General features: G+C 60.0%; 20 protein-coding genes. 15 read left to right on the forward strand and 5 right to left on the reverse strand.

The annotated features are described in order from the left end of the window. Nucleotides 1-29: 29 nt before the first annotated feature. Entirely contained in the window at nucleotides 30-842 is an 813-nt protein-coding gene (locus ACX3YF_RS29220) for an alpha/beta fold hydrolase (protein ID WP_196585591.1), read from the reverse strand. An 817-nt stretch (nucleotides 843-1,659) separates the two neighbouring features. Here ACX3YF_RS29220 and kdpF point away from each other — a divergent pair. From kdpF to kdpE, 6 genes are read left to right on the forward strand one after another with little or no spacing between them, the layout of a single operon-like run. Beyond that, complete coding sequence (gene kdpF, locus ACX3YF_RS29225) at nucleotides 1,660-1,752, forward strand: K(+)-transporting ATPase subunit F (protein WP_130210383.1); 93 nt, start codon at nucleotides 1,660-1,662, stop codon at nucleotides 1,750-1,752. Continuing rightward, nucleotides 1,749-3,521, forward strand: coding sequence for a potassium-transporting ATPase subunit KdpA (gene kdpA / locus ACX3YF_RS29230; RefSeq protein ID WP_458974730.1), 1,773 nt, complete (start codon nucleotides 1,749-1,751; stop codon nucleotides 3,519-3,521). The genes kdpF and kdpA overlap by 4 nt, the downstream gene beginning before the upstream one ends. 10 nt (nucleotides 3,522-3,531) lie before the next feature. Then, nucleotides 3,532-5,610 carry a potassium-transporting ATPase subunit KdpB gene (gene kdpB / locus ACX3YF_RS29235; RefSeq protein ID WP_130210387.1) on the forward strand — a complete coding sequence of 693 codons (2,079 nt, stop codon included), beginning with the start codon at nucleotides 3,532-3,534 and terminating at the stop codon, nucleotides 5,608-5,610. A 12-nt stretch (nucleotides 5,611-5,622) separates the two neighbouring features. Then, a complete protein-coding gene (gene kdpC, locus ACX3YF_RS29240) occupies nucleotides 5,623-6,195 on the forward strand; it encodes a potassium-transporting ATPase subunit KdpC (protein ID WP_196585593.1) in 573 nt (190 codons plus the stop codon). A gap of 26 nt (nucleotides 6,196-6,221) precedes the next feature. Next, nucleotides 6,222-8,915 (forward strand): two-component system sensor histidine kinase KdpD, encoded by a 2,694-nt coding sequence (gene kdpD, locus ACX3YF_RS29245; RefSeq protein ID WP_458974731.1) that lies wholly within the window; start codon nucleotides 6,222-6,224, stop codon nucleotides 8,913-8,915. 2 nt (nucleotides 8,916-8,917) lie between these two features. Beyond that, entirely contained in the window at nucleotides 8,918-9,607 is a 690-nt protein-coding gene (kdpE, locus tag ACX3YF_RS29250) for a two-component system response regulator KdpE (protein ID WP_130210393.1), read from the forward strand. A gap of 169 nt (nucleotides 9,608-9,776) precedes the next feature. On the opposite strand, the gene ACX3YF_RS29255 is transcribed toward kdpE, so the two are convergent. Next, nucleotides 9,777-10,607, reverse strand: coding sequence for a substrate-binding periplasmic protein (locus tag ACX3YF_RS29255; RefSeq protein WP_448646128.1), 831 nt, complete (start codon nucleotides 10,605-10,607; stop codon nucleotides 9,777-9,779). A 90-nt stretch (nucleotides 10,608-10,697) separates the two neighbouring features. Beyond that, nucleotides 10,698-11,324 (reverse strand): TetR/AcrR family transcriptional regulator, encoded by a 627-nt coding sequence (locus tag ACX3YF_RS29260; RefSeq protein WP_448646127.1) that lies wholly within the window; start codon nucleotides 11,322-11,324, stop codon nucleotides 10,698-10,700. Between the two features lie 163 nt (nucleotides 11,325-11,487). Between ACX3YF_RS29260 and ACX3YF_RS29265 the strand changes: the two genes are divergently transcribed. From ACX3YF_RS29265 to ppnP, 8 genes are all read left to right on the forward strand, one after another. After that, a complete protein-coding gene (locus ACX3YF_RS29265) occupies nucleotides 11,488-13,290 on the forward strand; it encodes an acyclic terpene utilization AtuA family protein (protein WP_448646126.1) in 1,803 nt (600 codons plus the stop codon). Nucleotides 13,291-13,302: 12 nt separating this feature from the next. Beyond that, entirely contained in the window at nucleotides 13,303-14,172 is an 870-nt protein-coding gene (locus tag ACX3YF_RS29270) for an SDR family oxidoreductase (protein ID WP_458945741.1), read from the forward strand. Nucleotides 14,173-14,175: 3 nt separating this feature from the next. Next, nucleotides 14,176-15,792, forward strand: a complete 1,617-nt coding sequence (atuC, locus tag ACX3YF_RS29275; RefSeq protein ID WP_458974732.1) for a geranyl-CoA carboxylase subunit beta — start codon at nucleotides 14,176-14,178, stop codon at nucleotides 15,790-15,792. Between the two features lie 22 nt (nucleotides 15,793-15,814). Next, nucleotides 15,815-16,972, forward strand: coding sequence for a citronellyl-CoA dehydrogenase (gene atuD, locus ACX3YF_RS29280; RefSeq protein WP_047527267.1), 1,158 nt, complete (start codon nucleotides 15,815-15,817; stop codon nucleotides 16,970-16,972). Further along, on the forward strand, nucleotides 16,969-17,766 hold the full coding sequence (locus ACX3YF_RS29285; RefSeq protein WP_198132558.1) for an enoyl-CoA hydratase/isomerase family protein: 798 nt from the start codon (nucleotides 16,969-16,971) through the stop codon (nucleotides 17,764-17,766). The genes atuD and ACX3YF_RS29285 overlap by 4 nt, the downstream gene beginning before the upstream one ends. Before the next feature lie 116 nt (nucleotides 17,767-17,882). Then, complete coding sequence (locus ACX3YF_RS29290) at nucleotides 17,883-19,844, forward strand: acetyl/propionyl/methylcrotonyl-CoA carboxylase subunit alpha (RefSeq protein WP_458974733.1); 1,962 nt, start codon at nucleotides 17,883-17,885, stop codon at nucleotides 19,842-19,844. 71 nt (nucleotides 19,845-19,915) lie between these two features. Continuing rightward, nucleotides 19,916-20,458 (forward strand): 3'-5' exonuclease, encoded by a 543-nt coding sequence (locus ACX3YF_RS29295; protein WP_130210411.1) that lies wholly within the window; start codon nucleotides 19,916-19,918, stop codon nucleotides 20,456-20,458. Nucleotides 20,459-20,527: 69 nt separating this feature from the next. Next, nucleotides 20,528-20,812, forward strand: coding sequence for a pyrimidine/purine nucleoside phosphorylase (ppnP, locus tag ACX3YF_RS29300; protein ID WP_130210413.1), 285 nt, complete (start codon nucleotides 20,528-20,530; stop codon nucleotides 20,810-20,812). Nucleotides 20,813-20,880: 68 nt separating this feature from the next. On the opposite strand, the gene ACX3YF_RS29305 is transcribed toward ppnP, so the two are convergent. Then, on the reverse strand, nucleotides 20,881-21,687 hold the full coding sequence (locus tag ACX3YF_RS29305; RefSeq protein WP_198132560.1) for an MOSC domain-containing protein: 807 nt from the start codon (nucleotides 21,685-21,687) through the stop codon (nucleotides 20,881-20,883). Between the two features lie 141 nt (nucleotides 21,688-21,828). Then, a complete protein-coding gene (locus tag ACX3YF_RS29310; protein WP_130210417.1) occupies nucleotides 21,829-22,764 on the reverse strand; it encodes a chemotaxis protein CheV in 936 nt (311 codons plus the stop codon). A 462-nt stretch (nucleotides 22,765-23,226) separates the two neighbouring features. On the opposite strand from ACX3YF_RS29310, the gene ACX3YF_RS29315 reads away from it, so the two are divergent. Further along, a complete protein-coding gene (locus ACX3YF_RS29315; protein ID WP_130210419.1) occupies nucleotides 23,227-23,694 on the forward strand; it encodes a hypothetical protein in 468 nt (155 codons plus the stop codon). The last annotated feature ends 3 nt before the right edge of the window (nucleotides 23,695-23,697 follow it).

Consider the following 23,697-nt stretch of genomic DNA (forward strand, 5'->3'; position numbering starts at 1 on the left):
CCTGCTCGCGATGGGGCCATTGCAACCGATTAGTTTCTCTCGGCTAAAAACCCGAGCAACACCTCAGTGACGAACTGCGGATTTTCCAGATTGGAAATATGCCCCGCGTCCGGCACCAACACACACGGGCAACCGATCAGCTCGGCCATTTCCCGCGCTTCGCCGGGTGGACGTGGCTTGTCCTGATCGCCACAGATCACCAGCGTCGTCGCGGCGTTCAATTCGCCCAGGCGTGGCAACAGATCCTCTCGGCCAAAGGTGATCCGCCCCATCGGCACGATGCTTTCGCGCAGGCGTTCAGGCGGCAGCGCGGCGAGTTTGGCGCGGAAGTCCCGGTACAGTGCCGACTGCGGATCGATGCCCGGACGGAAAAAGATCGGCACCACGATGTCGAGCAGTTGCGGCGATATTTCGCCGCTTTCCTCGATCATCTTGAACAGCGAAAAATAGTATTGCCGGGTTGGCTCCGGCTCGACGCCGACATAGGTGTCCATCAGCACCAGGCCGTTGAGCCGTTGCGCTGACGACAACGCCAACCGCACGCCCCACATGCCACCGACCGAAAGCCCCACCAGCGTGAAGCGTTCTATTTCCAGATGATCGATCAACGCCAGCGCCTGACGGGCGATATCGTCCAGCGACCGTGTGCCCTGCGGAAGTCGCCCGGATTCACCATGACCCCACAGGTCCGGCGCAATCACCCGATACTGTTGCGACAACGCGGCAATCTGCGGCGCCCACATGTTCTGGTCCCACAGGTAACTGCCGGCCAGCAGCACCGCCGGGCCAGTGCCTTGATCAATATAGTGAAGGGCTTGTCCGTCTATGGTCAGGAAGGGCATCGGATGACTCCGCTTGAAAAAATGGAGCCGGAAGGCTGATCCGAGAGTTATCGATAGTCAATTGCCTGGAAGCAACGAGCGCAAGTTTATAGCCAGAATTTGTAACGTCAATTTAGGAAGTGTCTGACATCAATTTATTGGCAGCCTTGTTAGGGTTGCGTTCCGGGGCCGTTAAGAGAGGCAATCTTGCTCGCCTTACCCCTTCAGCAGAACGCCTGCGCAATTAGATAAGCTCAACAATGTCTCTTCAGAATCTTCTAAAAAAAATCACGGCCATGACAACAATGTTTCTGTGCCTCGTTAGCTGTGTCGGGGTCACGGTTTCAGTACCAGAAAAGGAAACCTACCAACAGTTCAACAAAGAGGTGACCACGCGAGCTTGGTGCGGTGTAACACTCTGGGCGGTGGTCGTACCCATTCCACTCAAACTGCCCGTCTGCGAACTTTACAAGGATCAATCTCTGACTACTCCATTTTATGCCTGCGGTCCATTTATGTTCATGGGACATTTCGTGCACGGTTACGAAGGATATGTTCTGTGTGGAGTGTTCCCCAGGTAATGGAAAGTGAGCGTCTTGTGACTTCAGTCTTGAGGGGAAACGCAACAACACCCAAGCGGCACTATTTAATCGGATTTTTATAAGATCTTTATTCTTTTGCCCCCAATCCTTTTAACAATTTACTAAAAGGCCAACTAGGCTTCCCCCATCGCTGGAGGGAATGCCATGGACTTCGTCTTTTTAGTGCTCGGCGCATTGTTCTTTTTCGTCTTCGTCGGCCTTGCTCGTGGCTGTGCCGCGCTTAACAGGAGGCGGTCATGACTGGCTTTTATCTTTTCGGCGGGCTGATAGCGGCAGGTTTACTGATTTACCTGATCTGCGCACTGCTTTTTCCGGAGGACTTCCTGTGACTACTCAAGCCTGGGGCTTGCTCGTGGCCTTTCTGCTGGTGCTGGGTATTCTGGCCTGGCCTCTCGGGCGCTGGTTGGCCACGGTGATGGAGGGCCGATTTGCCTTCGGTGCACGCCTTGAGTCGCCGCTGTATCGCTTGGCCGGCGTCAAGCCCGAAACACCGATGAGTTGGCTCCAGTATGCCCTGGCCTTGTTGCTGTTCAACGCCCTGGGATTGCTGGCCGTCTATGCCCTGCAACGGCTGCAGGGCGTTCTGCCATTTAACCCCCAAGGTTTCGGTGCCGTCACTCCAGACTCCTCGTTCAATACCGCCGCCAGTTTCGTCACCAATACCAACTGGCAGGGCTATAGCGGGGAAGCGACGATGAGTTACCTGACCCAGATGCTCGCGCTGACGGTACAGAACTTCCTGTCCGCCGCGACCGGTATCGTCGTCGCGGTTGCTCTGATCCGGGGATTCGCGCGCCACAACGCGAACAGCATCGGAAATGCCTGGGCCGACCTCACGCGCGTCACGTTGTGGGTGTTGTTGCCGTTGTCGCTGATTTTTGCACTGTTTCTGGTTAGCCAGGGCGCGATTCAGAATCTTGACCCGTATAAGGAAGTCACGACGCTGGAGGTCACGCAGTACCAGGCCCCGGTACTCAATGATGCCGGCCAACCAACCCTCGACGCCCAGGGCAATCCGGTGACCAAGAGCGTCAGCACCGACAAGCAGACGATTGCCATGGGGCCTGTAGCATCACAAGAAGCCATCAAAATGCTGGGCACCAATGGTGGCGGTTTCTTCAACGCCAACTCGGCCCATCCTTATGAAAACCCCAGCGCCGTCACGAACTTCTTTCAGTTGCTCGCGATCTTCCTGATCCCGACCGCTCTGTGTTTTGTCTTCGGCCACATCGTCGGTGACATACGTCAGGGCTGGGCGTTGCTGGCGACAATGACGATCATCTTCGTGATCGCGGTAGTGGCGGTCACCCACTACGAACAACTTGGCAACCCGCAGTTCTCGGCGCTGGGTATCGACACGGCGGCGGGCAACATGGAGGGCAAGGAACTGCGCTTCGGCATCAGTGCATCCAGTTTGTTTGCGGCGGTGACAACGGCAGCGTCGTGCGGCGCCGTTATCGCAATGCATGATTCGTTTACGCCGCTGGGCGGGGCGGTGCCACTGATACTCATGCAATTGGGTGAGGTGGTGTTCGGCGGAACCGGCTCGGGTCTGTACGGCATGTTGGTGTTCGCCATCCTCGCGGTGTTTATCGCCGGTCTGATGATCGGCCGCACACCCGAGTACCTGGGCAAGAAAATCGAAGCCTACGAGATGAAGATGGTGGCCATCGCGATTCTGGTGACGCCATTGCTGGTGCTATTCGGTACGGCCATCGCTGTCATGGCCGAGGCTGGGAGACTGGGGATCGCCAACCCCGGTGTCCATGGCTTCTCGGAAATCCTCTACGCCTTCACCTCCGCGGCCAACAACAACGGCAGTGCATTTGCCGGGCTGTCGGCCAACACCCCGTTCTACAACACGATGCTGGCCATCATGACCTGGTTCGGCCGGTTCGGCGTCATCGTGCCGGTGCTGGCAGTCGCCGGCAGCCTGGCGGCGAAGAAGCGATTGGCGGTCACCGCAGGCACTATGCCCACCCACGGGATGCTGTTCGTGGTGCTGCTGATCGGCACGGTGTTATTGGTCGGCTTGTTGAACTACGTACCGGCGCTCGCGCTGGGGCCCGTCGTTGAACACTTCATAATGATCAAGTGAGATCACGAACATGACACGCAAAGCGTTCTCCTTGTTCGACCCGAAACTGATAATGCCGGCCATCGTCGATTCAGTGCGCAAACTCAGCCCCAGGATCCAGTGGCGAAACCCGGTGATGTTCGTCGTCTACATCGGCGCGATCATCACCACCGCCCTATGGGCCCAGGCGCTGAGTGGCAAGGGAGAAGCCGGTAGCGGGTTCATCCTGGCGATCACTTTTTGGCTTTGGTTCACCGTGCTGTTCGCTAACTTCGCCGAGGCGCTGGCCGAAGGACGCAGCAAGGCCCAGGCCGCTTCCCTGCACAAACTGAAAAAGGAAACCTGGGCCAAGAAACTGCGCGAGCCACGCTACGGCGCAGAGTGGCAGCTGGCTAAATCGACCGACCTGTGCAAGGGAGACGTGGTGATCGTTGAAGCCGGTGACCTGGCCGACTCGGTGATCCCGGCCGACGGCGAAGTCATCGAAGGCGCGGCCTCGGTGGACGAATCGGCCATTACCGGTGAGTCGGCACCGGTTATCCGGGAAAGTGGCGGCGACTTTTCGGCCGTGACCGGGGGAACACGGGTGCTGTCGGACTGGATCGTCGTTCGAGTGACCACCGATCCCGGCGAAACCTTCGTCGACCGCATGATCGCGATGGTCGAGAACGCCAAGCGACAAAAAACCCCGAATGAAATTGCCTTGTCGATTTTATTGGTCGCACTGACGATCGTGTTTCTGGGGGTGACGGTGACGCTCCTGCCGTTCTCACTGTTCGGGGTTGCAGTGGCCAAATCCGGAACCCCCGTCTCGATCACCGTCCTCATCTCGTTGCTGGTCTGCCTGATTCCCACGACCATTGCCGGCCTGCTCTCGGCCGTCGGTGTGGCGGGCATGAGCCGCATGATGGAGGCCAACGTGATTGCCACGTCCGGCCGAGCCGTGGAAGCTGCCGGCGACGTGGACGTTCTGCTACTCGACAAAACCGGGACCATTACGCTGGGCAATCGCCATGCCTCGGCCTTTTTACCGGCACCGGGCATCAAGGAAGCTGAACTGGCGGATGTGGCGCAACTGGCCTCCCTGGCCGACGAAACCCCCGAGGGGCGCAGTATCGTCGTTTTGGCCAAGCAGCGTTTCAATCTGCGGGAACGGGAAATCGGCGCACTCGACGCCCACTTCGTGCACTTTTCGGCGCAAACGCGAATGAGCGGCGTCAACATGGGCGACCGGCAAATACGCAAGGGCGCTGGCGAGGCCATTCTCAAGCATATCCAGAGCCTGGGTGGCAGCTTTCCCGAAGCCGTGCAGAACAGCATTGAGGAGGTGGCGCGCCGGGGCAGTACGCCGCTGGTCGTCGCCGACGGGCCCAAGGTGCTGGGCGTGATCGAACTCAAGGACATCGTCAAGGGCGGGATCAAGGAGCGTTTTCTCGAGCTGCGGCGCATGGGCATCAAGACCGTGATGGTGACCGGCGACAACCGGGTCACCGCCGCCGCCATCGCCGCAGAGGCTGGCGTCGATGACTTTCTGGCGGAAGCGACACCCGAACAGAAATTGCAGTTGATCCGCGACTACCAGGCCGAAGGCCGGCTGGTGGCCATGACCGGCGACGGCACCAATGATGCCCCGGCATTGGCCCAAGCGGATGTCGCCGTGGCGATGAACTCGGGGACTCAGGCCGCCAAGGAAGCCGGGAACATGGTGGACCTGGACAGCAACCCGACGAAGTTGATCGAAGTAGTGGAAACCGGCAAACAGATGCTGATGACCCGAGGCTCGCTGACCACTTTCTCGATTGCCAACGACATCGCCAAGTATTTCGCGATCGTGCCAGCGGCCTTTGTCACTACGTACCCTCAGCTCGCGGCACTCAACATCATGGGGCTGACAAGCCCGAACTCGGCGGTGCTGTCAGCGGTTATCTTCAACGCTCTGATCATCATCTTCCTGATTCCCCTGGCACTTAAAGGCGTGAAGTACCGTCCGGTTGGCGCCGCCTCGCTGTTGCGCCGCAACATGTTGATCTATGGGCTGGGTGGCGTGATCGTTCCATTCATTGGCATAAAAGTGATCGACATGGTGCTGTTTGCCGTCGGTCTGACTTAAGGGAGCACTGTCATGGCTTCTCTACTGCGCCCGGCGTTTACCCTGTTCATTGCATTGTCGTTGATCACCGGCCTGGCCTATCCACTGCTCACGACGGAGATTGCCAGGTGGGTCTTCCCTTCTCAGGCTGCGGGCAGCCTGATTGAACGGGATGGCAAAACCGTAGGTTCGTCGTTGATCGGTCAGAGCTTCAGCGATCCCGGGCATTTCTGGAGTCGCCCGTCTGCGACCAGCCCCATGCCCTACAACGCGGCGGCATCATCCGGATCGAACCTGGGGCCACTGAATCCCGCACTTGCAGACGCGATCAAGGGCCGCATCGATGCCTTGCATGTTGCCGACCCAGGCAACACCGCGACCATCCCCGCCGACCTGGTCTACAGCTCGGCCAGTGGCCTCGACCCCCATATCAGCATCGCAGCAGCCCAGTATCAGGCGGGCCGAATTTCGCGGGTGCGCAACTTGCCCATAGAGCGCGTTCGGCAACTGATTGCCGAGCACTCTGAAGGCATGCTCTTTGGATTCCTGGGCGAGCCTCGGGTCAACGTATTGACATTGAATCTGGCACTCGACGCCCTGCATTGAGTGGTAACTCACACACGGTGGCCCTGATGGCCGAACAACGTCCAGACCCGGATCAGCTCCTGGCCCAGATTCGCGAAGAAGAAGCGCAGGCCAAACGCGGTCGGTTGAAAATTTTTTTCGGCGCCAGCGCTGGAGTTGGCAAGACCTACGCGATGCTGGCGGCCGCCCAAACGGCGCAACAACAGCACATCGATGTACTGATCGGCGTGATCGAAACCCATGGTCGCGCTGAAACCCAGGCGCTGACCAAAGGCCTGGACGTGCTGCCGCTCAAACAGGTCATCGACAAGAACCGCACGCTGACCGAGTTCGATCTGGACGCCGCCCTGTTGCGCAAACCGCAGCTGATCCTGATCGACGAACTGGCCCATTCCAACATCATCGGTTCGCGCCATCCAAAACGCTGGCAGGACGTCGAAGAACTGCTCAGCGCCGGTATCGATGTCTGGTCCACCATGAATGTTCAGCACCTTGAGAGCCTGAATGACATCGTCGGTGGTATTACCGGTATTCGGGTCTGGGAGACCGTGCCCGACCATGTGTTCGACACGGCCGATGAAGTGATCATCGTCGACTTGCCGCCGGATGACCTTCTGCAACGCCTCAAGGAAGGCAAAGTGTATCTGCCTCATCAGGCCGAACGTGCCGTGCAGAACTTCTTCCGCAAAGGCAACCTGATCGCTTTGCGTGAACTGGCGTTGCGTCGTACCGCCGACCGTGTCGACAGCGAGATGCTGCAATACCGCACAAGCAGTGCAGTCAAGCCTGTCTGGGGCACCCGCGACTCGCTGCTCGCGTGCGTCGGCCCGCATGAACAGGGGGAAAAAACCGTACGCTCGACAGCTCGACTGGCCGCTCAGCTCAACGTGCCGTGGCATGCTGTGTATGTCGAAACATCTGCCTTGCAGCGCCTGCCTGAGACGAAGCGCCGTCGCATTCTGGCGACCCTGAAACTGGCCCAGGAGATGGGCGCCCAAATCTCGACACTGGCCGGACAGGACGTTGCCGAGGCGCTGGTCAAGTACGCACGGCAGCACAATCTCTCCAAAGTCGTGATGGGGCGCGACGACCACCCTCATCGTCGTTTCTGGAAGGGGATACTCGCCGATCGAATTGGTGCGCTGGGTACTGACCTGGACGTGATTCAAGTCTCTCTTGCGACCAGCCCGCGTACTCAGACCGAGCCCCGGTCCACGAAAACCGAGACCCCGGTGATGTGGCGTTCCTATATTTGGAGCGCGGCACTCTGTGCGGTGATGACCCTTGCGGCTTTACCTCTGGCACAGGTGCTGGAACAGGCCAATATCGTCATGCTGTTCTTGCTGGCCGTGGTCGCCGTCGCCGTTCGCTTTGGTCGCGGCCCAGCGATTCTGGCGGCCTTTTTGTCAGTGGCCGCATTCGATTTCTTTTTTGTGGCGCCGCGCTATTCGTTCGCCTTCGCCGATATTCAATACCTGGTGACCTTCAGCGTCATGCTCGTGGTCGCACTGGTGATCGGACAGATGACCGCCGGCCTGACCTACCAGGCACGGGTGGCTCAAAAGCGCGAAGACCGCATGCGGGCGCTGTATGAAATGTCGCGCCTGTTGTCCGCAGCGCTGATGACCGAGCAAGTCGCCGACATCAGCGCACGCTTTCTCTCCGACGAGTTTGGTGCAAGGTCTGCCCTGCTGGTCGCCGATGACAACAATAAACTGCTGCCCCCCATGGTCACGGGAGATGCACCGCAAGTGGACGTAGCCATCGCCCAGTGGTCATTCGACAAAACCGAACCGGCCGGGTATGGCACCGACACCCTGCCTTCGAGTTCTACGCTCTATCTGCCGTTGTCAGCCCCAATGCGGGTGCGCGGTGTGTTGGCCGTGCAACCGCGCGACACGAGCCGGCTGGTGGTGCCGGAGCAGCGACGCCTGCTTGACACCTGTGCATCACTGCTGGCCATCTCGCTTGAGCGGATTCACTACATCAACGTGGCTCAGGACACGACGGTTCAAATGGAATCCGAACGATTGCGCAACTCGTTGCTATCGGCCATTTCCCACGACCTGCGCACCCCGCTGTCGGTTATGGTTGGGCTCGCCGAAGCGCTCAAACTCACCAAGCCACCGCTGACCGGCGAAGCAGCCGAGATCGCCACGGCGGTGGGTGCATCGGCGCTGCGCATGAATACGCTGGTCAATAATCTGCTGGACATGGCGCGCCTCGAATCCGGCAAAGTGATATTGAATCGGCAGTGGCAACCCATCGAAGACGTGGTGGGCAGCGCCCTGCGAGCCATCCAGCCGATTTTGGACAAACATTCGGTGCAGGTCGCGATGGACGATGATTTGCCGCCCGTCCACATCGATGCGGTACTGATCGAACGCGTCCTCATCAACCTGATCGAGAACGCCGTCAAATACACGCCTCAAGGCACCACCATCAAGCTGGGAGCCACGGCCAAGCCTGACAACATCGAGTTGTGGGTCGCCGACGAAGGACCAGGGTTACCGCATGGTCACGAAGAGGCGATCTTCAGCAAATTCATGCGCGGCAAGAAGGAAAGCTCGATACCAGGCGTCGGGCTGGGGCTGGCCATCTGTCGAGCCATCGCAAAAGCTCATGGAGGAACCATCCTGGGTGTTACACGCCCAGAGGGCGGTGCGCGCTTCACGTTACGTCTTCCCCGTGAGGAGCCTCCAGTCATCGACCCCTTTGATCAGAAAATCGACAAGGAATAGCCATGACCGAGTCGGCACTGCACGTCCTGATTATCGAAGACGAGAAGGAAATCCGCCGCTTCGTGCGTATGGCTTTGCAAGCTGAAGGCTTGGAAGTTCATGAAGCCGATACTTTTCACCGTGGCCTCATCGACGCAGGAACACGCCATCCGGACCTGATTGTGCTCGACCTCGGACTTCCCGACGGCGACGGCATTGACCTGATCCGGGACGTAAGGAGCTGGTCGCCAGTGCCCATTATTGTGTTATCGGCCCGGGGTGCTGAGTCAGACAAGATCCTGGCGCTGGACACTGGTGCAGACGATTATCTGGTGAAGCCTTTTGGCACCGGGGAACTACTCGCCCGCGTTCGCGCATTGTTACGCCGACACGTGAAAGATACCGAAAACAACTCGGTACTGTGCTTTGGTGACGTGCGAATCGATGTCGAACGCCGCGTCGTGGAACGCTCAGGCACTCCGTTACACCTGACGCCACTGGAATACCGTCTGCTGGTCCATCTTTGCTCGCATCCGAACCGGGTCCTGACACACCAGCAACTGCTCAACGCGGTATGGGGCCCATCGCACACCACTGATACGCCTTACCTTCGAGTATTCATGGGTGGCCTGCGAAAGAAAGTCGAGGCTGACCCTTCCCAGCCACGACACCTCATCACCGAAACCGGTGTTGGATACCGTTTTATTTCTTGAAGCTGCAAATAGAGGATATTGGCAGTTTTTGGCCAAACGTAACTGGGCGCGTCGAGGTCGTTAACTGGCGATATGAAAGGCGATCGCTGCTCACATGAACATAGATATCTGGTCTGTGGCAGCTCAACGAAGTGAAGGGTTCCGGGGCGTAAAATTCAAGCGGGGTCGGTCAATTCGCGAGCTGCGGCGCGCTCTGTGTCGCCGGGACCGGCAACACCGCAATTTTGTACGGATCGAATATCCTCAGCATCTGACCGTTATCCCGCAGCCCTTGCAACAACTTGCCGAATGCCTCGCTGCTGATGGGCGAGGCCGGGCGCAGGATCGCGTAATGGTGATAGACCTGATCGACGCGCTCGGACACCAGAAATTGATCGGCAACCTTGTCGTTGTGCAAAAAATAGTCGCTGAGATAGGAGCGCGTGACCAGGGCGATGTCGGCGCGCCCGCGCAGCACCATCAGCAAGTTGCTGTCATGGGAATACGTCAGCGTAGCGTTGTAGTTCTGCGCGAGGAATTTGGGATCGGCATTGAAGCCGGCAAATTCGTAGTGATAGCCGCTGAACATCGCCAGGCGCTTGCCCGTCAGGTCGGCAAAGTAGTTTTGCTGGCGCACTGGCTGACCTTCACGCTGGCGTTGCGCGACAAAAATCTCGGCGTCTTCCAGGCCCATGTCGACGCTGGTGTGGGGGATGTCCTTCCAGCCCCAGTCGGGGTTTTCGAAGATCGCCATATCGACCCGGCCTTGTTTGAAATCGCCGAAACGCCGGGGAATGGAGGTGGGTACCAGGACGAACTGATAGTCGCTTTGCAGGGCGTTGAGCGCCTCGACCAATTGCGGCAGCAAACCGGTGTCGGCACCGGACTCCGGGCGCACGGTGTAGGGCGGAAAGTGCGCCGCACCGATACGCACCAACTGTGCAGCCTGGGACGGCAGTATCCATAACGCAACAAGCGCCATCAGCAAAAGCCGCGAAGCCGTCCGAATTGGCGAAGACATCAAAACTACCACTCCAAAAAAGTACTGCATCAATGCATTCAAGCTAGGTGGTTTCACCCAATTAGCCAGTTTCCTGCCGACCAATGCAATCTAATTATTTTCCCCCAGCACCAGAATCAGCGCCTCGTCGGCCAGTTGATCGAGGTTCATGCTGCCACCGGCGCGAAACCAGGTGGTGGTCCAGGACAGTGCCCCGGTGAGAAAGCGTCGCGTGACAAACACATCACCGCGAATGAGACCGGCACTCTTCGCTTCCCCCAGTACCTGCAACCAGATGTCTTCGTAAATATCGCGCAACGCCAGGACCTTGGCCTGCCCGTCCTCGGACAGTGAGCGCCATTCGTAGACCAGCACCGCCATGGCCTCGCCACTGCCGCCCATGATCGACTGCAATTCGCAACGGATCAGCGCCAGCACCCGCTCGCGCACGTTGCTGGCGTCGGCAATGGCCGCACGCATCAGCGCGGTGTTGTAGTGAATGGTCTCCTCCATCACCGCCCGCAGGATTTCTTCCTTGCTTTTGAAGTGATGAAAAATGCTCCCTGACTGAATGCCCACGGCACCGGCCAGGTCGCGCACGGTGGTGCGTTCGTAGCCTTTATTGCGAAACAGGTGAGCCGCCACTTGCAGGAGCTTGCCGCGGGCACTGTCCGGATCGGTCAATTGGCCGTTTTCGACCAGTTCGTGCATGACCCTCAGGGCTTTTTGCTCGTCCACCCGTTTTCTCCTACAGTCGAGATCACCGCTAAAACAGCGGGGTTGCGCGGGCAATTTAAGCTGCTGCCCGCAACCAAGCAAGCGCTCGGGCAGAAGTTATTTTAGCCGTTTACAAACCAAGCGCTTGCTTGGTAGTCTCGAGGCACTTCTGTCGGAGGTGGTTATGGAGTTGACTGCGCCAAAAACGATCCGCATCGGTTGCGCCAGCGCGTTCTGGGGCGACACCTCGACCGCCGCCGCGCAACTGGTGGAAGCTGGGCGCCTGGACTATCTGGTCTTCGACTACCTGGCGGAAATCACCCTGTCGATCATGGCCGGCGCACGGATGAAAGATCCCCAGGCCGGCTATGCCAGCGACTTCATCGAAGTGCTCAGTCCGCTGCTCAGCCAACTCTGCGAACAAAAGATCCGGGTCATCAGCAACGCCGGCGGGGTCAACCCACAGGCCTGCGCCGCCGCGCTGCAAGCGGCGTGCGACAAGGCCGGCGTCGCACTGAAGATCGCCGTCCTGCTGGGCGATGACCTGCAACCGCAGTTCAAACAGCTGGGTTCTCGCGGCATCCATGAGATGTTCAGCGGCGCGCCCCTGCCGCCCCTGTGCGTCTCGACCAACGCCTACCTGGGCGCACCGGGCATTGTCGAAGCCCTGCGCCTGGGGGCGGACATCGTGATCACCGGGCGCGTGGTCGACAGCGCTGTGGTCAGCGCCGCCCTGGTGCATGAGTTCGGCTGGTCGTGGCATGACTACGACAAGCTGGCCCAGGCGGCCCTGGCCGGCCACATCATCGAATGCGGCGCCCAGTGCACCGGCGGCAACTTCACCGATTGGCGCGACGTGCCCGACTACGAACACATCGGATTTCCCATCGTCGAAGTCAGCGCCGACAGCCAGTTCATCGTCAGCAAACCCGAAGGCTCTGGTGGGCTGGTCACCGCGCTGACGGTGGGCGAGCAAATGCTTTATGAAATCGGCGACCCGAGGGCCTATCTGCTGCCCGACGTGGTCTGCGATTTCACCCGGGTCAAACTCGTGCAGCAAGGCAAAAACGCGGTGCAGGTGCACGGCGCGAAGGGATTGCCGCCGACCGATCAATACAAAGTCAGCGCCACCTACCCGGATGGTTTTCGCTGCACCGCCAGTTGCCTGATCGCCGGCATCGATGCAGTCGACAAGGCTCGGCGGGTCAGCGAAGCGATCATCAACAAGACCTCGGAGATCTTCAGCCAGCGCGGCTGGGCGCCCTATAGCGAGGTCAACATCGAACTGCTCGGCAGCGAGGCCACTTACGGCCCCCACGGCCAGCGCCACGACAGCCGCGAAGTGGTGATCAAACTCGCCGTGCGCCACCCGAGTAAACAGGCATTGATCGTGTTCTCCCGGGAAATAGCCCAGGCTGCCACCGGCATGGCGCCGGGACTGACCGGGATTGTCGGCGGCCGCCCCACCGTGTATCCGCTGATCCGCCTGTTCTCGTTCCTGATCGACAAAACCGCCTGCACGCTGGAAATTGATCTCATGGGCCAGCGCCATCCGTGCGCCCTGCCCGCCGTCGATCTGCTCGACAGCGCCGACTTGCCCGCGCCGTTCGAGCCACCCAAACCCGCGGGCCTGGCGGACGCCAGCGTGGCGCTGGTCAAACTGGCGGTGGCCCGTTCGGGCGACAAGGGCAACCACAGCAACATCGGCGTGATGGCCCGCGACCCCGAGTACCTGCCCTGGATCGCCGAAGCCTTGACCCCGGCGGTGCTCGTCGACTGGATGAGCCATGTGCTGGACCCGATCCACGGCCGTGTCGAGCGCTGGTATCTACCCGCCTCCCACAGCCTGAACTTCCTCCTGGAAAACGCCCTCGGGGGCGGCGGTGTCGCCAGCCTGCGGATCGACCCACAAGGCAAGGCGTTCGCCCAGCAACTGCTGGAAATCCAGATTCCGGTGCCTCAGCGCATCGCCGACCAGGTCAACTAGAGGGCTGCCGCCATGGCCTACGATTCGATTTTCAAAGCCGATTTGTTTGCAGGTTTTACCGTCATCGTCACCGGTGGCGGCAGTGGCATTGGCCGTTGCACCGCCCATGAACTGGCCGCCCTCGGCGCGCACGTGCTGCTGGTCGGACGCAAGGCCGACAAGTTGAAAGCCGTCGCTGCCGAAATTGCCGAAGACGGCGGCAGGGCCGACTGGAGCACCTGCGATATTCGCGAGGAAGACGCGGTGACGCACCTGGTTGGCGAACTGATCCGCAAGCACGGCCCGATCCACGGTCTGGTCAACAATGCCGGCGGGCAGTACCCGTCGCCCTTGGCGTCGATCAATCAGAAGGGGTTCGAAACGGTGATGCGCACCAATCTGGTCGGCGGTTTCCTGATGGCCCGGGAAGTGTTCAACCAGTCCATGAGCAAGCACGGCGGCGCCATCGTCAACATGCTCGCCGACATGTGGGGCGGCATGCCGGGCATGGGCCACTCGGGCGCCGCGCGTTCCGGCATGGACAACCTGACCAAGACCGCGGCGTTCGAGTGGGGTTACGCCGGGGTGCGGGTCAACGCCGTGGCGCCGGGCTGGATCGCGTCCAGTGGCATGGACACCTATGAAGGCGCGTTCAAGGCGGTGATCCCGACCTTGCGCGAACATGTGCCGCTTAAGCGGATCGGCACCGAGTCGGAGGTCAGCGCGGCCATCGTTTTCCTGCTCAGCCCGGCGGCGGCGTTCATCAGTGGCAGTACCCTGCGCATCGATGGCGCCGCGAGCCTCGGTGGCCGCGCATGGCCGATTCACAAGGCGACCAACAGTGAGTCGTACAACGGCTTTCACCGTGCGTACCTTCCAGAAGTGCTCAAGGACAAGGAATAACCCATGCCGGTGATTCAGTCGCAACTCGATCCCCACAGCGAACAGTTCGCCCGCAATCGCGCGGCCATGCTGGTGGGGATCGAGCAGGTCCGCGAACTCGAGCAGAACCTGTTGAACAAGGCGGCCGAGGCCAAGCCCAAGTTCGACAAGCGCGGACAATTGCTGCCCCGCGAACGCCTCAATCTGCTGCTGGACCCCGGCGCGCCGTTCCTCGAACTGGCGAGCCTGGCCGGTTACAAACTGCACGACGACAAGGATGGCAGCTCGGCCGGTGGCGGCCTGATCGCTGGCATCGGTTACGTGTCCGGCGTGCGCACCCTGGTGGTGGCGAACAACAGTGCGATCAAGGGCGGAACCATTTCCCCCAGCGGTTTGAAAAAGTCCCTGCGCCTGCAACAGATCGCCATGGAAAACAAACTGCCGGTGATCACCCTCGCCGAAAGCGGTGGCGCCAACCTCAACTACGCGGCGGAGATTTTCGTCGAAGGCGCGCGCAGCTTTGCCAATCAGGCGCGGATGTCGGCCATGGGCCTGCCGCAAATCACGGTGGTGCATGGTTCGGCGACGGCGGGCGGTGCTTATCAACCCGGATTGTCGGATTACGTGGTGGTGGTGCGAGGCAAGGCCAAGCTGTTTCTCGCCGGCCCACCGCTGCTCAAGGCGGCGACCGGTGAAGTGGCGACCGACGAAGCGCTGGGCGGCGCCGAGATGCACGCGCAAGTGGCCGGCACCGCCGAATACCTGGCTGAAAACGATGCCGACGGTGTGCGTCAGGTGCGCGAAATCGTCAGCCTGTTGCCGTGGAACGACCGGTTGCCTGCACTACCGGAACGTCACTGGGAAGAACCGCTCTACCCCATCGATGAATTGCTCGGCCTGATCCCGGATGATCCGAAAAAGCCCTACGACGTCCGCGAGATCATCGCGCGCATCGCCGATGGTTCGAACTTCCTCGAGTTCAAGGGCGAGTTCGACCGGCAAACCGTCTGCGGCCAACTGAAAATCCAGGGCCGCGCCTGCGGCTTCATCGGCAACAACGGCCCGATCACGCCCCAGGGCGCGAGCAAGGCTGCGCAGTTCATCCAGCTGTGCGACCAGAGCCAGACGCCGCTGCTGTTTTTTCATAACACCACGGGATTCATGGTCGGCACCGAATCGGAACAGCAAGGCGTGATCAAGCATGGCGCCAAGATGATTCAAGCGGTGGCCAACGCCCGGGTACCGAAACTGACGATCGTCGTCGGCGGTTCCTATGGCGCCGGCAACTATGCGATGTGCGGCCGTGGGCTCGACCCGCGCTTCATCTTCGCCTGGCCCAACAGCCGAACGGCGGTGATGGGCGGCGCCCAGGCCGGCAAAGTGCTGCGCATCGTCACCGAGGCCAAACAGGCCAAGGACGGCCTGGTGCCCGATCCGAAAATGCTCGACATGCTGGAACAGGTCACCGCGCAGAAACTCGACAGTCAGTCCACGGCGCTCTATGGCAGCGCCAACCTATGGGATGACGGCCTGATCGATCCACGCGATACCCGGACCTTGCTCGGTTACTTGCTGGATATCTGTCACGAGGCCGAGGTACGGCCGCTGCAGCCCAACAGTTTTGGTGTAGCCCGCTTCTAGGGCGATCAGGAGAACAACAAGAATGATCTTCACCCAGGAACACGAAGCCCTGCGCCGCACCGTCCGCCAATTCGTCGACAACGAAATCAATCCCCACGTCGAAGAGTGGGAAAAGGCCGGACGCTTTCCGATCCACGAGATCTTCCGCAAGGCTGGCGACCTTGGCCTGCTGGGGATTTCCAAGCCGGAAAAATTCGGCGGCATGGGCCTGGACTACAGCTACTCGATCGTCGCCGCCGAAGAGTTCGGCACCATTCATTGCGGCGGCATTCCCATGTCCATCGGCGTGCAGACCGACATGTGCACCCCGGCCCTGGCGCGTTTCGGCTCCGATGAATTGCGCGATGAATTCCTCCGTCCGGCCATCAGCGGCGAGCAAGTCGGCTGCATCGGCGTCTCCGAAGTCGGTGCCGGTTCCGACGTGGCCGGGTTGAAGACCACCGCGCGCAAGGACGGCGACGATTACGTGATCAACGGCAGCAAGATGTGGATCACCAATTCGCCGTGTGCCGATTTCATCTGTTTGCTGGCCAACACGTCGGACGACAAACCGCACATCAACAAATCGCTGATCATGGTGCCGATGAACACGCCGGGGATCAGCCTCAGCTCGCACCTGGACAAACTCGGCATGCGCAGCTCGGAAACCGCCCAGGTGTTTTTCGACAACGTGCGCGTGCCGCAACGCAACCGCATCGGTCACGAAGGTGCGGGGTTCATGATGCAGATGCTGCAGTTCCAGGAGGAACGCCTGTTCGGCGCGGCGAACATGATCAAGGGGCTGGAGTACTGCGTCGACAGCACGATCGAGTACTGCAAGGAGCGCAAGACCTTCGGCAGTGCATTGATCGACAACCAGGTCATTCACTTCCGCCTGGCCGAATTGCAAACCGAAATCGAATGCCTGCGAGCGCTGGTCTATCAGGCCACCGAGCAATACATCAAGGGGCATGACGTCACTCGCCTGGCGTCCATGGCCAAGCTCAAGGCCGGCCGGTTGGGCCGTGAAGTCAGCGACAGCTGCCTGCAGTACTGGGGCGGCATGGGCTTCATGTGGGACAACCCGGTGGCCCGCGCCTACCGCGATGTACGGCTGGTGTCGATCGGCGGCGGGGCTGACGAAATCATGCTGGGGATCATCTGCAAACTCATGGGCATCCTGCCGGGGAAAAAGAAATGAGCACCTTGCCGGATTGCCAGACCTTGCTGCTCGAACCGCATAACGGCGTGCTGCACATCACCCTCAATCGCCCGGACAGCCGCAACGCCATGAGCTTGCAGATGGTCAGCGAACTGCGCGCGGTGCTGGCGGCGGTGCGCGATGACCGGAGGACCCGCGCCCTGGTCATTGGCGGTGCTGGCGGACACTTTTGCTCCGGCGGCGACATCAAGGACATGGCCAATGCCCGTGCCCAGGGTCCCGACGCTCACCGCGACTTGAACCGATTGTTCGGTGCCCTTCTGCAAGAGGTGCAACACGCGCCGCAAGTGGTAATCACCGTGCTGCAGGGCGCCGTGCTGGGCGGCGGTTTCGGTCTGGCCTGTGTCAGTGACATCGCCCTGGCCGATCATCAGGCGCAGTTCGGCCTGCCGGAAACCAGCCTTGGCCTGCTGCCGGCGCAGATCGCGCCGTTCGTGGTCCAGCGCATCGGTTTGACCCAGGCCCGGCGACTGGCCCTGACGGCGGCGCGATTCGATGGGACCCAGGCGCGACGGATGGGGCTGGTGCATTTTGTCGAGCACGATCCACAAGCACTGGCCGAACGCCTGGATGAGGTGCTGGCCCATGTGCTGTGTTGTGCGCCGGGAGCGAATGCGGCGACGAAAAAGCTGTTGCTGGCAAGTGCTCCACAACCCTCGGATGAGCTGCTGAACGAAGCCGCGCAGTGGTTCAGCGAGGCGGTGACCGGGGCCGAAGGTATCGAGGGAACGATGGCCTTTGTGCAGAAGCGTAAACCGGGGTGGGCCTCCTGAAAAACATCGCTGGCAAGCCAGCTCCCACGGTGGATTTGTGCCACACACAACCCTGTGGGAGCTGGCTTGCCAGCGAAGAGGCCAGCACTTTCACCGCAAAACCAAGGGAAAAACCCATGCCCGCACTCAAGAAAATTCTCATCGCCAACCGCGGTGAAATCGTCTGCCGCATCCAGCGTACTGCCCAGGCCCTGGGCTACCGCACCGTCGCCGTGTTCAGCGATGCCGACGCCGATGCGCTGCACGTGAAGATGGCCGATGAAGCGGTGAACATCGGCCCGGCTACGGTGCAACAGTCTTATCTGAACATTCCGGCAATCATCGAGGCCGCCCGGCGCACCGGCGCGGATGCGATCCATCCCGGCTACGGCTTTCTCTCGGAAAACGCCGGCTTCGCCCTCGCCTGTCAGCACGCTGGCATCATCTTCATCGGCCCCAGTCCCGAGGCGATTGAGTTGATGGGCAGCAAACGCTTGTCGAAGATCGCCATGCTCGAGGCCGGTGTGCCGTGCATCAAAGGCTATCAAGGTGCCGAACAGGACGACGCGACCCTGAGCCGCGAAGCCGAACGCATCGGCTATCCGCTGATGATCAAGGCCAGTGCCGGCGGTGGCGGACGCGGCATGCGCCTGGTGCACTCGGCCAACGAACTGCTGGAATCGATTCGCACCGCACGCTCCGAGGCGCTGCACGGTTTTGGCAGCGACGAACTGATCCTCGAACAAGCCTTGATCGAACCACGGCATGTCGAGGTTCAACTGTTCGGCGACCAGCACGGCAACCTGATCTACCTCGGCGAACGGGATTGTTCGATCCAGCGCCGACATCAGAAGGTCATCGAGGAAGCCCCGTGCCCGGTCATGACCGCCGAGTTGCGCCAGGCCATGGGCGAAGCGGCGCTCAAGGCGGGACGCGCGGTGAATTACGTCGGTGCCGGTACGGTGGAATTTCTGCTGGATGCGCGTGGGCAGTTTTACTTTCTGGAAATGAACACGCGGCTGCAGGTGGAGCATCCGGTGACGGAACTGATCACCGGGCTGGATCTGGTGGCCTGGCAACTGACTGTCGCCGAGGGACAGCCGTTGCCGCTGCGTCAAGAGCAGGTGCAACTCAACGGCCACGCCATGGAAGTACGACTGTATGCCGAAGATCCGGCCCAGGGATTTCTACCGCAAACCGGGCACGTCGAGGCTTGGGAACCTGCAGCGCAACATGCCGTGCGGATCGACCATGGCCTGATCGAAGGCCAGCAGATCAGCCCTTTCTATGACCCCATGCTGGGCAAGATCATCGCCCATGGCACCACCCGCGAGGAAGCCCGGCGCAAGTTACTGCGAGCGGTGCAGGACACCGTGCTGCTGGGAGTGCAGAGCAATCAGCGTTTGCTCGCCAGCCTGCTGGATCATCCACAATTCATCAGCGGCGAATTCAGCACCGGGTTCATCGCGCAGCATTTCGCCGACCATTCCTGCCTGCACCCACATGTCCCCAGCGCCGAGGAACTGGCGATTGCCGCGGCGCTGTTCTATCAGGCCTCTGCTCAATCGCATCGCGCCCCGCTGGCCGGTTGGCGCAACAACGCCAGTGTGCCGCTCCAGTATTCTCTGGGTTTGGAGGATCAGACGTGGTCGGTGGAGCTGAAGGCTATGCCGGGCAAGGCCTACCGGATTCAGATCGCGACCCGCAGCCTGGATCTGAACATCATCGAGTGCGACGGGCGCTGGGCCACGTTGGAAATCGACGGCATCCGCAAGCGCCATGCCTACCGGCTGGAGGCGCGGCAACTGTGCCTGTTCACCCGTCCGGGCAGTCTGAGCCTGACGGATCGAACCCAGGCGCTGGTCAGCAGTCTGGCCAGCGTCAGTTCCGGCACCCTCAAGGCACCGATGGACGGCGCGATCGTCGATGTGCTGGTCCGTGAAGGCAGCCCGGTGAGCAAAGGCCAATTGCTGGTGGTGCTGGAGGCCATGAAGATGGAGCATCCGCTCAAGTCGGGCATCGACGGCGTCCTCAAGCGCTTGCAGGTGCAGGTGGGCGATCAGGTGAAAAACCGGCAGATTCTGTTGGAGGTCGAATAAGCCGCTAGGCGGATCCGCCGGGTTTGGCTACGCTCAAGCCCTATCAGGACGCGGATACCAGGAACCCTGCAATGCCTCACTGGCTGGTCATTGATCTGGAAGCCACCACCGATGAAGGTGGCTGGCCCATCACGGAAATGGAAATCATCGAAATCGGCGCCACCCTGGTGGACCGCAAGGGCCGGGAGCTGGATCACTTCCAGCGCTTCGTCAAACCGGGACGGCGTCCGTTACTGACATCGTTTTGCCGGGAACTGACCCACATAACCCAGGCCAATATCGATGCCGCGCAGCCATTGGACGAGGTATGGGAATCGTTCGAGCGTTGGCTCGGCCAACATCGCACGCACCTTGAAGGCTGGGCCAGTTGGGGCGATTACGATCGCAAACAGCTGCTTCAGGAATGGCAGCGCCTGCACATCGACAGTGCACTGGCCAAGGTGCAACACATGAACCTCAAGCAGCGTTTTGCCAAGGTCCGACGCCTGGAGCGCCCGCTGGGGCTCAATGGTGCCCTGCAACTGGCGGGTTTGCAGTTCACCGGCCAGCAACACCGGGCGCTGGAAGATGCGCGCAATACCGCACGGCTGCTGCCACTGGTTCTTCCCCTTTAGAGAGGTGACTCGGCGTTGGGCGTTGTGCATACTGGCCGGCCCTTTTTAGCCCTTTTCGAGGAATCGCCCATGTTTAAAGTCAACGAGTACTTCGACGGCAACGTCAAGTCGATCGCCTTTGACAACGTTGAAGGTCAGGCGACCATCGGTGTCATGGCTCCGGGTGACTACGACTTCGGTACCAGCCAGCGTGAAATCATGCACGTGGTGTCCGGCGCGTTGACCATTCAACTGCCGGATAGCACCGAATGGGAAACTTTCAACGCCGGCGAACAGTTCAACGTTCCGGCCAATAGCAAGTTCAAGGTGAAAGTGGCCGTCGCCACCGCTTACCTGTGCGAATACCGCGGCTAACCCCCGGGTTTCACAGCAACAAAAAAATGCCCGTGTCCAAGGACACGGGCATTTTTTATTGAGCGCCGTTACTCGAGGATGGTCACCGGCATACCGACTTGCAGCCGGCCATTGCCGTCATTGACCAGATTCTGGCCGAACATCGCGCCATCGGCTTCGGACCGGTACTTCTGCAGGGAGGCCAGGGGTTCGCGATCTGCGCTGCGCTCGCCGGTCTGCGGATCGATGGTGGTCAAAATGCAACGCGCGCACGACTTGACCACCCGGAACTCGACATCGCCGATGCGAATGCGCTTCCAGCTATCCTCGGCATACGCCTCGCTGCCTTCGATCACCAGATTCGGCCGAAAACGCAGCATTTCCAGCTCACGTCCGACTTTTTGCGACAGGTCTTCCAGCGATGCCTGGCCGATCAGCAGCAGCGGATACCCATCGGCAAACGCCACCTGATCGTCGTCCTTGCCATAACCGGCCTCGGTCATGCGCGCACGCTCCAATGGCACTTGTACCAGACGGGTCGGCTTGCCAATGAATTGGCTGACCCAAGCGCCCGCCTCGTCGCCGGCATCGGGCACACGCAGGGTGTCGCGCCAGATGGTGACGCCACGCAGTTCGGCGTCGCTTGCGGGCAAGGCGATATCGATCGGTGGGTGACCGGGGGCGCTGAGGGTCAAGCCGCCTTCAGCATTCCACAGCGCTGACAGTTGGCTCATCTGCGCCACCGCACGCTGGGTCAAAAAGCGCCCGCTGGCCTCATCGACCAGCATCCAGCGTCGATCTCCGTCCAGCCCCAGTTTGTCGAGGCTGACCTGCTGCAAAGGCTCACCCTTGCCGGATTTCAACGGATAACGATAAAGCGCGCTCAGACGCAACATGACCAGCTCCCTGGGAGGTAAAAACGCCACCCTATACGAGCTTGATCGCTGAATCAAAGGCCAAAAAACAGTGGGAGCGGCTCGCCGGAGAAAGCGACTTCACAGACTCAGCCGGCTCCTACACGTTATTTCCGGGCGTGGTCAGGCCGGCACGGCGTCGAGCATCAGGCGCTGACGCACCACGTCGACGAGTTTATCGGGCTGGAACTTGGAGAGGAAATTATCGCAGCCAACCTTCTTGACCATGGAGTCGTTGAAGCTGCCGGACAAAGAGGTGTGCAGCACCACATACAGGCCCCGCAGACGTGGATCGTTGCGGATCTCGGTGGTCAGGCGATAGCCGTCCATTTCCGGCATTTCCGCATCGGTGAAAACCATCAGCAGTTTGTCGGTCATGTTGACGCCGGTATCGGCCCAGCCCTTGAGCATGTTCAGCGCCTTCAAGCCATCGCTGGCAATGTGCATCTTCACGCCCAACTGCCCGAGCGTGTCACGCAATTGCGCCAGGGCCACATTCGAGTCATCCACCAGCAACACTTCACGACCACGGGCACGCTCCAGCACCGGATCGTCGAGTTTGTCGCGGGATACCTTGGCGTTGTACGGGACGATTTCCGCCAGGACTTTTTCAACGTCGATGATTTCCACCAACTGATCGTCGACCTTGCTGATGGCGGTCAGGTAATGCTGACGACCGGCGCTGGTCGGCGGCGGCAGAATGGCTTCCCAGTTCATATTGACGATACGGTCCACACCACCCACCAGGAATGCCTGTACCGAACGGTTGTACTCGGTGACGATGATCGTGCTGTTCGGGCCCGGCACCAGTGGACGCATGCCGATGGCCTGGGACAGGTCAATCACCGGCAGGGTCTGGCCACGCAGGTTGACCACGCCACAAACGAACGGGTGACGCTGAGGCATCAGGGTCAGCTTCGGCAGTTGCAGGACTTCCTGCACTTTAAAGACGTTGATCGCAAACAATTGCCGTCCGGCCAGCCGGAACATGAGAATTTCCAGGCGATTCTCACCCACCAGTTGCGTACGTTGGTCTACCGTATCGAGAATGCCGGCCATTCAATGACTCCTGGGCTTGTTCTGATGAATTCACTAATAGAGGGTTATCGGCTGTTTTTGCCGGAGCTTGACCCCTTGCAAAATGCCACGCACAGGCATTGATGTCACATTAACATCATGCTTTACTGGCGTTGTGATTTCATCTGCTACACTCCTGCAACGCGACCACAGCTTTCGCGTTCGGTTCCTTTGCGTAAGGGATTCCCCTAGCATCAATCAGGTAAAACCTGATATTCGCAATATCCAATAGCCATTAATGTGACGCCATTCTCATTGCATGAATGGAGTCAGGCTTGTGTGTGCGATTGCAGGTAAGTGGCCAGCCACCCTTTCTATTACTACTGCCCGCACTCCAGCCGGCTGTAGCGCGATCCCACGACCAAACGGTTACGTCGGGACGCTGTCCGTCCTGATCGACACGCGCGACATCCCCTCATTAGTCATGACGTTGTGGAGATAAGCATGCCGAACAATCGCAATGAATGGGCACAGCGGATCCCTGAATTTATCGTCGAAGCTGAAACACTCCTGGCCAAGACCGAGGAATGCCTGAGTCATTTGCAACTGATCAGCAATGACAAGGACGCGATCGACTGCATGCTCAGTACCCTCCTCAAGCTGGCCAACAAGGCCGATGCCCTGGCGCTGGCCGCTGTTTCGGAATTCTCCTTACACATACACGGCTTGCTGAATCATGCGCAGAATCATATGGACCTGCATGACGAGGCCCTGAGCGCGCTGAAAGACTGCCTGACACTGATTGCCTGGCAACTCGAACTCATCGACCAGAAAACCGGCCAGCTCAGCCTTGATGAGAGTGAACAGACCACCCTGATTGAAGCGTTTGCCTGTCAGGTTGGACAAAGTCAGTTTCGGCCACCGGTTAATTCCAAACCCTTCACAATCATTTCCTATGCTGAACAGACTTAAGAA

It is taken from the genome of Pseudomonas fluorescens group sp. PF-69 (assembly GCF_054481235.1).